The organism is Syntrophomonas palmitatica JCM 14374 (assembly GCF_001311885.1).
GTDB classification, from domain to species: domain Bacteria; phylum Bacillota; class Syntrophomonadia; order Syntrophomonadales; family Syntrophomonadaceae; genus Syntrophomonas_A; species Syntrophomonas_A palmitatica.
In genome coordinates this window covers 105,367-119,234 of the sequence record NZ_BBCE01000002.1, presented here as the reverse complement: position 1 = coordinate 119,234, position 13,868 = coordinate 105,367, and the positions used below count along the sequence as shown (strand labels likewise).

The following is a 13,868-nucleotide window of genomic DNA, read 5'->3' as shown; positions in this document are numbered from 1 at the left end:
CCACCAGCTGGTGCTGCGTTGAAACCGTGTCTTGCAGTCTTTCCATATTCAATACACCTCTGCTTTATTACAGAGGTGTATTTTTTTCTATTGGCTGCGAATCAAAAAGATATAACCTGGACATTGCAGGAAATAATCGATCATTATCGAAAATGTATACCAACTATTGAAATAATAAGGGATTATGTATGATGTGCACAATGAATGACAGCGAAAATATGACTGATCGCAAAAGGGTTGAAGAAGCCTTATTTTTTTCCGAAGACCGCTTCTCAAAGGCATATAATGCTGTTCCTCTGACAATGAGCATAACAACTTTTGAAGAGGGCAGATTTATCAGCGTGAACGATAGTTTTTGTCGTTTTGTTGGATATTCAAAAGAGGAAATATTAGGCACAACATCGTCTGAGTTGGGATTCTGGTATGATCCAAATCAACGTTTTGAAATGAAAAAGATAATTACAGAGAACGATACGGTTCGGGATATGGAAATACTTTTTGTAACAAAGTCTGGTGAGATAAGACAGGGACTATATTCTGCCGAAAAAATCGATATCAATGGTGAAACATGTCTCTTAAGCATACTAACCGATATTACCGAACAATTTAAACTGGCAGAAGAAAGACAGGAATTAAAAGATCAAATAGATAAAGTATACCGTTTACTAATGTTAAACTCAGAATCAGCAGGTATTATTCATGAGATTACCCAGCCCGTCAACGCTATAAAGCTTCTGGTTGAGAGTATGCTTTATTTTTATAATACTGAAGGTTCAGCGGACGCGATGGAGTTAATTAAAACCCTCCAGTATATTTCCAAAGAGGTAAACCGTATAGAAAAAACCATTGTTCAAATCCGTTCATTTACACGCAAGAGGCAGGTTGCGGATTTCAGGCCTTGTAATTTAAATGACGCTGTACATATTTCCGTGAGCATATTTGAATTTCGGTTATCCGCCGATGGAATCTGCGTACAACTGGATTTGTCGGAAAACCTGCCCCAGGTTCCTGGAGATCTTAACTGGCTTGTTACTATGATTAAAAATCTTTTAGAAAACGCCATACAGGCATTGGATAAAGTTAAAAAATCCGATAAGGAAATCCATTGTAATACCCGCCTGATAAAGAATAAAGTGATTCTCGAGGTTGTTGATAATGCCACGGGAATAAGTAATGAACAAATTGACCGCATATTTCAGCCTTTTTATAGTACAAAAGATATTGGAGAAAACACAGGATTAGGATTGGCTATTGTTGAATCTATTGTAAAAAGTATAGGCGGAAGGATCGGGGTATTCAACAATGACAGAGGAGGAGCAACATTTCATATCGAACTGCCAGTCTGGGAGGAATTCACCCCAAATAAGTCATAAAGAAAACCAAAAGGTGATTTCAGTTGAATATTTTACTTGTTGATGACGAACAAACTAACAGAGAATATCTGGCTATGTTCCTGCGAAGATTAGGACACACGGTTATTGATCGGGAAAACGGATACGCGGCCCTCGAAACCTTGCTAACGGCTGAATTCCACCTCGTTCTTACTGATAATCGTATGCCAGGCATGTCAGGGATTGACCTGATGAGAAAAATCCACAGCACACCGGGCCTGGCTGATGTATATGTGGTTCTGTTCACTGCCTACAGCGACCAGGATACTGCCATTGAGGCTTTGAGGGCCGGGGCTTATGACTACCTGCTTAAACCCATTGATGTCAATGAATTGGTCATACTAACCAGGCGGGTAGCCGAACACCAGTCTATGAAACGAGAAAATGAAATTTTAACCACCCGTTTTGCTGCTGCTGTGGATGTTGCTACCCGTGAAACGAAAGCGGAACTGTTAACACTTCGCAAGGCTTATTCTCAGGCCATAGGTCTTAATGAAATCGTAGTCTTTTCTGATACTATGAAAAGGGTATTCAGACAGGCCAGCATATTACATAAGGACCGCTCCATACCAGTTCTTATCGAGGGCGAGACTGGAACTGGCAAGGAAGTAGTGGCCCGTTATATACATTATGGTGAAGGCGGGGTTACTACCTCTTTTATCGGTCTTAATTGTGCGTCTATTCCCCATAATATGTTTGAAAGTGAATTGTTCGGTTATGAAGCGGGTGCTTTTACAGGAGGTCTGCCTAAAGGAAATAAAGGCAAGCTGGACCTGGCACAAGAAGGAACCCTTTTTCTCGATGAAATAACTGAAATACCGGCAGAAGACCAGGCAAAACTGCTGCGTGTTCTGGAAGAAAAAGAATACTACCGGGTAGGTGGTCTGAAGGTTATCCAAGCTGACGTGCGTATTATTTGTTCTACCAATCGTGACATACTAAACATGGTTGCTAAAAGAGCTTTTAGGGAAGATCTTTACTACCGTCTGAATACGGGAAAAATAATAATACCTCCCCTGCGCGAACGGACAGAAGAAATCATCCCGCTGGCAGAAGCATTTCTGTTTAAATTTGCCCGTGAAAAATGTAAAAGATTTAAGACAATTTCCAGGGATGCACGTGAAGTACTATTATCGTATAATTGGCCGGGCAACGTCAGGGAATTAAAAAATACTATTGAAAGAGCGGTTGTAATGTGGGACGATAATAAGCTTAAACTCCACCACCTTGATAGTATTCAGCATCAAAATTCTAAAGCTGCGTCCGAGGCTGTTCTCAATCTTAATGAGAGTCATTTTATACTTCCTTCCCAGGGTCTGCCATTGGAACAGTTCATCAACCGCATTATTCGCAAGGCCCTGGATATGCATAATGGCAACAAAACCGAGACAGCTCGTTATCTCGGGATTTCGCGCAGTTCTCTTGTTTACCGGCTTAAACATATGGATTAAGGACTTAGCGCCTATAACAGTGTTAACTTTTGTCCTATTGTCTAATTTTATACCATAAAAAAACCTATTACATTGGGGACATTTAACGTCCCTTTTTTGTTGGTCGCATATTTTGTGGGCATCTTTTATTATTTGTGACTATTGGCATATCTTTTGCAATAAGTTTTATTAAATTAATGAAAAACAAATGAAATCCCCACTCCACATTGTTACCGGTTGCCGAAATCGAGAGGTGAGTTATTTGAAAATACTTTTAGTTGATGATGATGAATTAAGCCGGTCGAGTATAGCCCGTTTCCTAAAAAATAACGGACACCATGTCATAGAATGCAGCAATGGAATGAAGGCCCTGAACAGATTCAGCCAGGAGAAATTTCACCTGGTTATCAGTGATGTTCAAATGCCTGCAATGTCGGGAATAGAGCTGATATCCCAGATTAAACGTTCTCCCGGCGGTCAAGCCGTAAATACAATCCTGATTTCAGGATATGACAAACCAGAATTGACCTCGGATATTGACAATACGATATGTGCTTATTTGCGTAAACCTATAAATATAGAACAGCTTTTAGAAATAATAAACCGTTTAGAAGAACGTTTATGGTTTTTTCTTTAGTATTAACAAGATGATTGTATGATCAAGAGCGGTAAGATTTTGCTGGAAGCCAGGGTTACTGCCAGGCTGACGCCTTGCAGATTATGAGTGCCTATTGCCCTGATTGAAAGGAGGTTCAGACCATAACCAGGCTTTATAGAAAATGTCCGACAAGGCAGTGGTTTAAAGTAATGAAAAACTAGTATCCAGGATTTAATCAATCTTGGCAATAAATCCAAAATGCTTATGCCGGGAGGAATAGAAATGCAGACAGGTATCAATAAAAATATGCAATCGGTAGTGTTTTCCCTGGGAAAAGAGGAATATGGAATAGAAATAGGCAAGGTACAGGAAATCATCAGGCTGCCGGCCATAACCAGGCTGCCCAATACCGCTGATTATATCCTGGGAATCATTAACTTGCGAGGCTGTATAATTCCTGTAGTCGATACCAAGAAAAAATTCATGTTAATTGATTCTGATATTACCGATGATACCAGGATCATAGTTATTGAAATAGGAGGCAAAAGGATAGGCCTGATCGTAGACGAGGTATCAGAGGTCATAAACATTGCGGATGAACGTATTGTACCCGCAGATAATATCGGCACCGGCATCCGTATCGAATATATTTTAGGCGTAGCCAGATTTGATAACAGACTTCTTATTCTGCTTAACGCAGATAAGATTCTCGGTTAGTTACATAAATATTTAAGGGGGTATCAACAATGATAATAACAGTGGAAAAAGCTGAAGTTTGGAAACAATTAGCTGCTTCGATGATTGATCTAATCCCTGGCGGTGTAATTTTTGCTACCACTGACCGGGAATGTGTTAATTGGAAACTGGCATCGGCTTCGTTTGACATTCCCAAGTTTGTAGTTGGAGTGAAAGTAAGGACCGGCGGAGCCCCATACCAGTGCATGCAAAATAAAAAAGAAGAACGCGAAAATATCCCCCGCAGTGTTTACGGCACGCGTGCGCTTATGATTGCCAACCCCATAATTGACGGGGACGATATAGTCGGCAGTACTATTATAATGTTTCCACGCATACACCCTTTAGCTGCTGCCTTCAATGACTTTGCTCCGCTTATAGGCGAGATGTTCCCTGAGGGCGCAACTCTATTTATTACCAGCCTGACTGACTTTGCCTACCGCTATGATTCGAAAAAATTCGGGTTCCCGGATATCGTTGTAGGTTCCCCTATTAAAGAAGGATCGCCCTCACAGGAAGCCATTAATACCAAAAAACCTGTAATAAGGGACCTTCCAGCTGAATTCTACGGCAAGCCGGTACAAGTGCTGACTTATCCCATATTTGATGGGGATGAGCTAGTCGGTACTTTTGGTATGGGGTTGCCCCGTCAGCATGCAACCGATTTAAAAGAAATGGCCAACAACTTAACTTCCGGGCTGGAACAAATATCGTCCGTAATTGAGGAAATGGCGGCGTCAGCGTCACAGGTTACTACCAACCAGCAGGTTCTAAACCATAATGTAACCGAGATCTACAACGTATCGGAAGAAATAAACGAAGTCCTGGCATTTATTAAACAAATAGCTGATGAGACCAAAATGCTGGGGTTAAACGCCGCCATAGAAGCAGCCCGGGCCGGCGAAGCAGGCAGAGGTTTCGGAGTTGTTGCAGAAGAAATACGAAAGCTTTCAGATGAGTCAAAAGAGACCGTGGTTAAAATCCGCGGATTGACCGACCGCATCAAAGAAAGAATCAGTGAAACTACCAAAAGCAGCGAACTTACACTACGCTCAAGTGAGGAACAGGCAGCCGCCACAGAAGAAATGACAGCCAGTATCGAAGAAATAACCAGTATGGCAGTACAGCTGGACAAAATGGCTAAAGAGATGTAACTATGAATTGACTGGACAGGGGGTATGAGTACCCTGTCATTCACCATGTATTGCAGCTCTTAGCATTTCTCGGGCATGGGCGAACGTAATCTCGGAGTAATGTTCCCCGCCGAGCATGCGGGCTATTTCTTCTACCCGTTCCTGCTGGTTTAACCGGCGGGTGCGGGTCAAGGTGCTTTGTTCTGCTGCCTCTTTTTCCACTGTGTAGTGAACAGTGGCCAAGCTTGCTACCTGGGGAGCGTGGGTAACAAGTATAATCTGGTGACTTCGAGACAATTCAACCAGTTTACGAGCCATAGCATTCAGCGCGCTTCCTCCCACCCCTGCATCGATTTCGTCAAAAATCAGGGTGGGAACCTTATATATATCTGCCAGGGCGGATTTTAAAGCCAATACAAAACGTGATATTTCTCCCCCTGATGCTATTTTTTCCATAGGCCGGGGAGTTTCGCCGGGATTAGCTGAAAACAAAAAATCGACCTGATCTATACCACGGGCGGTCCATTTTTCACTGGGGCTGACCACTACCTGAAATTGAAGGTGCGGCAGGTTAAGCTGGGTTAACTCTGTTTTGACCCTTTTCTCCATATTCCAGGCGGCTTGATGACGCAGGCTGCTGATCCGGCGCGCCAGATCCAGGTATTCCCTTTCCGACACGGCAAGATCTTTTTCAAGTTGATCCTGTATTTCCTGGCTATGGGTCAGATGTTCGAGTTCCAAACGGGATTTCTGAGCAAATTCCAATATTGCATTAATATCCTGGCCATATTTATTTTTTAATCGTTTGATTTCATATAATCTTTCTTCAATCTCGTCAAGTCGTCCCGGCTCAAAATCCAGCCCGCGGCTATACATGCTGATGCTTGATGAGATATCCTGCAGTGAGTAGTAAATCTCCTCCAATTGATTTTTAAGACCGATAAAAACAGATTCGTCTTTTAAAGATGTACTAGAATCCATAGCAGCCGCGATAAGATCGATGGCGCCTGGCGAGGAATCGCTGCCATTAATGAGATCCAACATGCGGGTACTTCCTTCCAGCAGACGCTGAGCATTGCGAACGCGATAACGCAAACTGGATAACTCTTCTTCTTCCCCCGGATATAACCCTGCTTTTTCGATTTCTTGTATTTGATAATTTAGAAAGTCTATCTGCTGGAGTTTATGAGCCTCATTTTGTCGGATGTTATTAAGCTGTTCTCTTTGCTGGCTCAAACGCTTGTAAATTTCGCCCAATTCTTTCAGGAGTTGTTCCTGTCCTTCTATGAACCCGTCCAGATACTGCAAGTAAAGCGAAGGTTTAAATATGCTCAGGTGCTCATGCTGCAAGTGCATATCCAGCAGAGTTGATATAATACTTCGTAATTGCCCCAGACTTACATTGCGGCCGTTAATTTTAACCGTACTGCGCCCGCCGGGGATAATCTCCCGGCTGATAATTACTGTATCCTCTTCCTCATTCAAGAGTTCACTGGCTCGTAAGTAATAACTGGCTTCACAATCATCATCGAGGAAAAAACAGCCTCTACCAGAGCTTTTTCTTCTGGGTTTCGCACCAAATCGCTGCGAATACGTTCCCCGCTTATCAAACCAAGGGCATCCATTATAATTGATTTACCGACCCCGGTTTCACCGGTCAGCACGTTCAGCCCCGGCCCGAATTCCATGCGCAATTCATCAATCAAGATCAGGTTTTTTATGTATATCTCCTGCAGCAAATTTCATCACCAAGCCTTTAATTCTTCTGCCAGGTCGCGCAGTTCGGGGAAGGGGCTTATTATCCTGGGCAGGACTCCCTGCACGTAAGATATGGCTATACCATAATTGGTTATTGGCACACCCTGCTCTGCAGCTGTTTCTATACGGTTGCAGTAAGCCCGCCGGGTGATGGTGCAGCCCCCGCACTGTACAATCAGGCTGTAATCTTTAATATTAGGGGGGAAATTCGGACCCGCGGCTACGTCAAAGCTGAGGTCCTTCCCGCTGTACTGCGTAATCCAGCGCGGTATTTTTACCCTGCCGATGTCATCAGCCAGAGCGTGGTGTGTGCAGGCCTCGGCAATCAAAACCTTGTCTCCGTTTTGCAGTTGGTCAATTGCGCCAACCCCTTCAACCATCTGGCGCAGATCACCTTTAAAACGGGTAAATATGGTTGAAAAAGTGGTTAAGGGTATCTCAGGCGGTACATCTCCGGCGGCCTTCAAAACCACCTGTGAATCGGTTATTACCAGGCCAGGTTTTACATATAGCTTATCCAGTGTATCCGCCAATTCCCTTTCCTTAACCACAACGGCGGTAGCGTCATTATCTAGAATATCCCGTATGGTTTGTACCTGGGGCAGTATTAAACGTCCTTTGGGTGCGCCAAGGTCTAAAGGCACTACCAGGAGCACCAGGTCGCCTGCGTTTATAATGTCGCCTATAATCGATAAATCCTCAAAACGTTCGGCCTTTTTTTGCGCGCGTATTTTTTCTTTAAGTTCTTTTATACCCAGGCCTTCAGGGACCGAGGTACGTACATATTCTATATTTTTATTTGTCAACAGGATTTCCAAGTCTTTGCCTGCGTCTATATCCACCTTGTTGATTACCGCTATTACCGGTTTATCTTTTTCTTTCAACATCTGATAGATTTCTTCTTCAAAATCTGTCCAGCTGCCATCACCAATAATAATCAGGCCTAAGTCACTGTCTTTTATCACTTCGCGGGTTTTTTCGATGCGCATTTGCCCTAGAGCCCCCACATCATCAATGCCGGCCGTGTCGATAACCACACATGGTCCCAGGGGGTTAATTTCTACCGCTTTATGAACCGGGTCTGTAGTAGTTCCAGCCACATCTGACACAATAGCCAGGTCATATCCTACCAGAGCGTTCAGCAAAGATGATTTGCCGGCATTGCGCCGCCCCAGAAAAGCAATAACGGTTCTCATACCACGCGGAGTCTCATTTAAATCACTCAATATCCGTCTCCCCCAATCTCAATAGATTGTGCGGCTGTAATATCTCTTTCAGTTTGCTCTCGGCTATAAAATTCAGTTCCTGGTTTGCTTTTACTACATCAACCTGTTCTTCCTGCATGAATTTCCATATCTCTTCAGCCTGTCCATAACCCAGATAAGGCAGCAGAACCGTAATCACAGCATTGCTGCGGTAAAAGTTCTCACGAATACGTCCTTCGTCAGCCTTTATATCATTTATACAATATCTTACTGCGCGTTCATCTACACGGGTAAGCATTTCCAAAGACTCCAGCATGGTATAAGTAATCAGCGGAATGAAGGCATTAAGCTCCAGATGTCCGGCTGCTACTGCCTGGGCAATAATGCTGTCATTGCCCAAAACCTTCAGACCCGCTTGCACCATCATCTCTGGCACCACCGGATTAACCTTGCCCGGCATTATGGACGAACCCCGCAGCAATGGTTTGAGTTTTATCTCCCCACAGGCATCTGACGACAGAAACCGCAAGTCGTTTCCTATTTTAATCAAATTGGCGCCATGGCTGCGCATTATGCCGCTGACCTCGGAATAAACGTCATTATTGCTGGTGGCCTCTACCAGGTTTTCCGCCCGGGCCACCCCCAAACCGCTGATACTGCGGAGCTTATCAATCACCCGGAATATGTATTTACGGGGTGCGGTTATGCCTGTCCCCACTGCGGTTCCCCCGATATTTAAAACCTTTATACGTTCAAAGGATTTATAAACCCTCCAGCGGTCACGAGCTATAGCTTCCGCCCAGGCGCCGAATTCCATGCCCAGGGAAACCGGAACGGCAGCCTGGTACTGGGTCCGCCCGGATTTAATTATTCCGGCAAAGACCTGCTCCTTATCCTGCAAAGCCCGCTGCAGGTTTTCTATCTGCTTTTCAAGTTCCTTCAGGGAGTATATTACTGCCAGGCGAGAAGCGGTAGGTATAACGTCATTGGTGGATTGAAATTTATTAACATCATCCAGGGGGTTAATTATATCGTAATTTCCCCTTGCGTACCCTAGTATTTCCAGAGCGCGGTTGGCCAAAACCTCATTTACATTGAAGTTTGTAGCTGTACCGGCGCCGCCTTGCAACGGATCAACTACTATGTGTTTATCCAAACTGCCCTCTTCCAGATCACGCGAAGCAATGAGCAGGGCATCGGCTTTGGAGGCATCAAGATAATTTAATTCTTTTAAAGTAAGTATCGCTGCCTGCTTTACCTGGGCCAGGCTTTTAATGAATACCCGCTGCCAGCGGTATCCGCTGACATCATAAATTTTTTGTGCTCTGGCTGTGGCAATGCCATAATAAGCGTCATCGGGAATATTCTCTTCCCCCAGATAATCACTTTCCACCCGCATTGATTTCACCCCGCTCTATCTCGGGCGCAATTAAAATGGCTCAGATGCTGTTCCGCAGCAAACGACTAAATTCTTCCATTATAACCGGGACCGCTTCAATGGGCTTTATTACCACCAATATCGTATCGTCTCCGCCTACGGTTCCCAGTATCTCTTTTCTGCCCATGGTATCTATGAGAGAAGCAACTGCCTGTGCTCCGCCTGGCAGGGTTTTTAAAACTATAATATTTTCACTGTAATCCAGGTGCAAAACTGAATCTGTGAAAATTCTGCGTATGCGTTCCTGCGAATTTGCTCCGGAAACCTGGCCGGGCAGGGCATAACGATACCCTCTGGCATCGGCTGCTTTTACAAGATGTAAGTCCTTTATATCCCTGGAGACGGTGGCTTGAGTAACACTGTAGCCCGCACGAAGCAGCGCCTCCCTGAGTTCTTCCTGGGTTTCAATGCGGTTCTCGTTAATGATGTTTATAATGGCATAACGACGCTGCTGTTTCACAGTCTCCCTCCTTAGCAGAACAATATACCACAGAAACACACAGATATATCAACGATTGAATTATTCTATGTTTTAAAGATAATTAATTAACCCTTAAAAACAATCTGTGTACATCAGTGTTTTATCAGTGTTCATCTGTGGTTAATGAGCCTGGGATTCACTTATTCTTGTTGAATCGCTCTTAGCTGTTCTCTATGCGGCCCAGTCTTTCATTGAGTCCCGCAAAGAACGGTATTGAATTCAAATCAACCAGTTTGAGTTTGTGTTCTGATTTGGAGATTTCCACCCGGCAGCCGGGCCTGAATTCATGGCGTACCTGACCATCTATACATATAACCGTTTCATCACTTTCAATCGGGCTTACAATTAATTTGTGTTCGCCGTTGATTACCAGGGGTCTTTTACTGCTATGAATAGAAGCCAGAGGAGTAACAACAAACACACCCAGTGCCGGATCGCAAACAGGTCCTCCGGAAGAAAGTGAATACGCGGTAGATCCTGTAGGTGTGGCTACTAAGAGCCCGTCACCCCGATAAATTCCAAGGTCCTGGCCCGATACTTCCAGGCCAACACTGAGCATGCGCGGCACTACTGCTCGTACCACAACGTCATTTAAACCAGATACACTTAACACAGAACGATTATCCTCAAAAACTTCCACATTAAGCATCATACGTTCGTCAATATGATAATCCCCGGCCAGCAGACGCTTTAGATTAGGCTGATGGAGTTCTTCTATTTCGATTTTCGTTAAAAACCCTACAGTTCCCATGTTTACTCCCAGCATAGGGATGCCAAAACTGCCATAGGTGCGGGCAGCTCTAATTATGGTTCCGTCTCCTCCCAGCACTATGATAATGTCGCAGCCGGAAGTAGTGGATACATTATAACCATCATCAATTTCCACCCCGGCCCCTAGACCTATAATTTCTTCAGTAAGTTTTTCAGCCACCAGTTGGGTGCTCTGCTTGTAACGGTTGCAAACCAACAGGATTCTCAAAAGCTAATGTCCTCCCAGTTCCTTATGTGCCTCTTCAACTACTTTGACTACCTCATGCTCCCAATCGCCAAAGGTTTCGTCCCCGGGTCTAAGGTGCAAAAAGAATTCTATATTACCCTGAGGTCCAGTAATAGGTGAATAAGTAAGTTTCAAACAAGTTAAGCCATTAAGCCGGGCAGATTCTATGGAATGAAGCAGAACTTCCCTGTGCACCAAAACGTCTTTGACAACGCCTTTTTTGCCAACTTTGTTTTTGCCTGCTTCAAACTGCGGCTTAATCAGAACTGCAATATCTCCGTCCTGCTTTATCAGTTTTTGAATTACCGGGAAAACTAAAGCAGTGGAAATAAAAGAAACGTCTACGGTTATTATATCCACCTTTTCGCTCAGTTCTTCGGGAGTAAAGTAACGAATGTTAGTGCGTTCTATGCATACTACCCGCGGGTCGTTGCGCAGGCTCCAGTCCAGCTGCCCATACCCGACATCCAGCGCATATACCCGGGCAGCCCCATGCTGTAAGGCGCAATCAGTATATCCTCCGGTTGATGCGCCTACATCCAATACCAGCTTATCCTCAAAATTCAATCCAAATTCCCGGATGGCCTTTTCCAGCTTGAGTCCCCCGCGGCTGACGTAACGGGAGCCGCTGTGCCTAATTTCAATCTCTGCGTTTTCTTCAACGAGGGTACCGGCTTTATCAATAACGCGGCCATCTACTGCAACCTCACCCGCCAGGATAAATGCCCGGGCTTTTTCCCGGCTGGACGCCCATCCTTTTTCCTGCAGCAGAAGATCAAGCCTGATTTTTGCCAAATTTGAGCAGCCTCCATGTCTTTTCCCGCGAAGTTATTTCCGGCCAGCGGTTCATAATCGATTCACTAATAGAATTCGCATCAAGATTTAATAGATCAAATAACTGATCCACGCGGCCATGCTCCACAAATTCGTCCGGAATACCAAAACAAAGCACATCCGCTTTTACATTATGTTTCGCCAGTGTTTCCAATACAGCTGAACCAAATCCCCCCGCCAAACATCCGTCTTCAATGCAAACCAGACGACCGCGATTGGCCGCCATTTTTATGATGAGCTCCTCATCCAGTGGTTTCACAAAACGAGCATCCAGCAATGATGCTTCAATACCTTGCTTGGCAAGTATGCTCCGGACTTCGCGTCCCAGGTTGACCCCGCGGCCAATGCCGATTATAACCAGGTGTTCTCCCTTTTCATAGACTACAGACTGTCCAATTTCTACTTTGGCGGGCTGAGGCGGCAACTCCAATCCTTCCCCGGCGCCCCGCGGATAACGTATTGCCACCGGACCGTTGATTGTAAAAGCGGTATATAGCATATCTATGAGTTCGCGTTCATTGGCCGGAGCCATAACCGTCATATTAGGAATCGAACGCAGGTAGGCCAGATCGTAAATACCATGATGAGTAGGGCCGTCTTCACCGACTAACCCGGCACGGTCGAGGGCAAAAATCACCGGAAGATTTTGCATAGCCACATCGTGTATAATCTGATCATAGGCGCGCTGCAGGAATGTCGAATAGATGGCCACCACCGGTTTGAGGCCTCCCCGAGCCATACCTGCCGCCAAAGTCACGGCATGCTGTTCACAGATACCGACATCAAAAAACCTGTGCGGAAAATTATGGGCAAATTCGGTTAAACCGGTACCGCTGGTCATGGCTGCGGTAATAGCTACCACTTTGGGGTCCTCGCGTCCTTTTTCCAACATAAATTTTCCAAATATTTCTGTATAGGTTTTAATCGGTTTAGGTACGGTTATACCGGTTTCGATATCAAAAGGACCGATACCATGAAAACGGTCAGGATCCTCCAGAGCCGGTTCATAACCCCGCCCTTTACTGGTTATGGTATGTACCAGAACCGGTCCCTTCATTTTGGCTACATTAGACAGAACCGGAATCAATTCCTCCAGATCATGGCCGTTAACCGGTCCAATGTATTTAAAGCCCAGTTCTTCAAAAAGCACCCCTGGTACCATCATATACTTCACCGTGTCTTTAAACTTGCCCGCCGCTCTGGCGATATTGGGTCCAATAGCCGGAATTTTATTCAGGGCCTGTTCTATCCCTTCCTTGCGTTTGGAATAGCCGGGATCGGTACGCAGACGGTTAAGATAAGCAGACATGGCTCCGACATTTTTAGAAATGGACATTTCGTTATCATTTAAAACTACTATTAAATCCTTTTCTATATGACCTGCGTGGTTTAAGGCTTCAAAGGCCATGCCTCCGGTCAAGGCTCCGTCACCAATTATTGCCACAACCGAATACTTTTCACCCTGAATATCACGGGCCAATGCTAGTCCCAACGCGGCAGAAATAGAGGTGCTGCTGTGGCCGGTATTAAAGGCATCATGCACCGACTCTTCCTGTTTGGGAAAACCAGACAGGCCTCCGAACTGTCTGAGCATATTCATCTGCTGCCAGCGGCCGGTCAGAATTTTATGGGCGTAACTCTGATGGCCTACATCCCAGATTATTTTGTCCCGCGGAGAATCAAAAACATAGTGCAAAGCAATGCTCAGTTCCACTACACCCAGATTAGAAGCCAGATGCCCTCCGCAGCGGGAAACACTCTCAATGAGCATTTCTCTTATATCATCGGCCAATTCATACATACCGTTTATATTCAGCTTTTTGACATCATCCGGCGAGTTAATTTCGGTAATCCGTTTGTACATCTAT

The 13,868-nt window shown here is 44.8% G+C and carries 13 protein-coding genes; 5 read left to right on the top strand and 8 right to left on the bottom strand.

The features are described from left to right. Positions 1-200 precede the first annotated feature (200 nt). The 5 genes from JCM14374_RS01885 to JCM14374_RS01865 all read left to right on the top strand — a co-directional run bounded on the left by JCM14374_RS01885 (position 201) and on the right by JCM14374_RS01865 (position 5,308). Positions 201-1,373 (top strand): PAS domain-containing sensor histidine kinase, encoded by a 1,173-nt coding sequence (locus JCM14374_RS01885; protein ID WP_172674122.1) that lies wholly within the window; start codon positions 201-203, stop codon positions 1,371-1,373. Between the two features lie 23 nt (positions 1,374-1,396). Continuing rightward, positions 1,397-2,842, top strand: coding sequence for a sigma-54-dependent transcriptional regulator (locus JCM14374_RS01880; RefSeq protein WP_054692746.1), 1,446 nt, complete (start codon positions 1,397-1,399; stop codon positions 2,840-2,842). 241 nt (positions 2,843-3,083) lie between these two features. Next, the gene (locus JCM14374_RS01875; RefSeq protein ID WP_054692743.1) at positions 3,084-3,458 is read left to right on the top strand and encodes a response regulator; all 375 of its coding nucleotides are present in this window, start codon (positions 3,084-3,086) and stop codon (positions 3,456-3,458) included. A 243-nt stretch (positions 3,459-3,701) separates the two neighbouring features. Next, a complete protein-coding gene (locus JCM14374_RS01870) occupies positions 3,702-4,136 on the top strand; it encodes a chemotaxis protein CheW (RefSeq protein WP_054692740.1) in 435 nt (144 codons plus the stop codon). Positions 4,137-4,165: 29 nt separating this feature from the next. Then, on the top strand, positions 4,166-5,308 hold the full coding sequence (locus JCM14374_RS01865; protein WP_054692736.1) for a methyl-accepting chemotaxis protein: 1,143 nt from the start codon (positions 4,166-4,168) through the stop codon (positions 5,306-5,308). Positions 5,309-5,344: 36 nt separating this feature from the next. Here the strand turns inward: JCM14374_RS01865 and recN are convergent, their stop codons facing one another. The 8 genes from recN to dxs all read right to left on the bottom strand — a co-directional run bounded on the left by recN (position 5,345) and on the right by dxs (position 13,864). After that, positions 5,345-6,772 carry a DNA repair protein RecN gene (gene recN / locus JCM14374_RS01860; protein WP_054692734.1) on the bottom strand — a complete coding sequence of 476 codons (1,428 nt, stop codon included), beginning with the start codon at positions 6,770-6,772 and terminating at the stop codon, positions 5,345-5,347. Next, on the bottom strand, positions 6,769-7,026 hold the full coding sequence (locus tag JCM14374_RS01855) for an AAA family ATPase (protein WP_054692732.1): 258 nt from the start codon (positions 7,024-7,026) through the stop codon (positions 6,769-6,771). The genes recN and JCM14374_RS01855 overlap by 4 nt, the downstream gene beginning before the upstream one ends. Before the next feature lie 6 nt (positions 7,027-7,032). Beyond that, entirely contained in the window at positions 7,033-8,271 is a 1,239-nt protein-coding gene (hydF, locus tag JCM14374_RS01850; protein WP_242848774.1) for a [FeFe] hydrogenase H-cluster maturation GTPase HydF, read from the bottom strand. Further along, positions 8,264-9,649 carry an aspartate ammonia-lyase gene (locus JCM14374_RS01845; protein WP_054692730.1) on the bottom strand — a complete coding sequence of 462 codons (1,386 nt, stop codon included), beginning with the start codon at positions 9,647-9,649 and terminating at the stop codon, positions 8,264-8,266. Before JCM14374_RS01845 ends, hydF begins: the two co-directional genes overlap by 8 nt. 40 nt (positions 9,650-9,689) lie before the next feature. Further along, entirely contained in the window at positions 9,690-10,148 is a 459-nt protein-coding gene (gene argR / locus JCM14374_RS01840; RefSeq protein ID WP_054692727.1) for an arginine repressor, read from the bottom strand. A 181-nt stretch (positions 10,149-10,329) separates the two neighbouring features. Further along, entirely contained in the window at positions 10,330-11,148 is an 819-nt protein-coding gene (locus JCM14374_RS01835) for an NAD(+)/NADH kinase (RefSeq protein ID WP_054692724.1), read from the bottom strand. 3 nt (positions 11,149-11,151) lie between these two features. Further along, on the bottom strand, positions 11,152-11,961 hold the full coding sequence (locus tag JCM14374_RS01830) for a TlyA family RNA methyltransferase (RefSeq protein WP_054692720.1): 810 nt from the start codon (positions 11,959-11,961) through the stop codon (positions 11,152-11,154). Continuing rightward, positions 11,942-13,864 (bottom strand): 1-deoxy-D-xylulose-5-phosphate synthase, encoded by a 1,923-nt coding sequence (dxs, locus tag JCM14374_RS01825; protein ID WP_054692717.1) that lies wholly within the window; start codon positions 13,862-13,864, stop codon positions 11,942-11,944. The genes JCM14374_RS01830 and dxs overlap by 20 nt, the downstream gene beginning before the upstream one ends. Between the last annotated feature and the right edge of the window lie 4 nt (positions 13,865-13,868).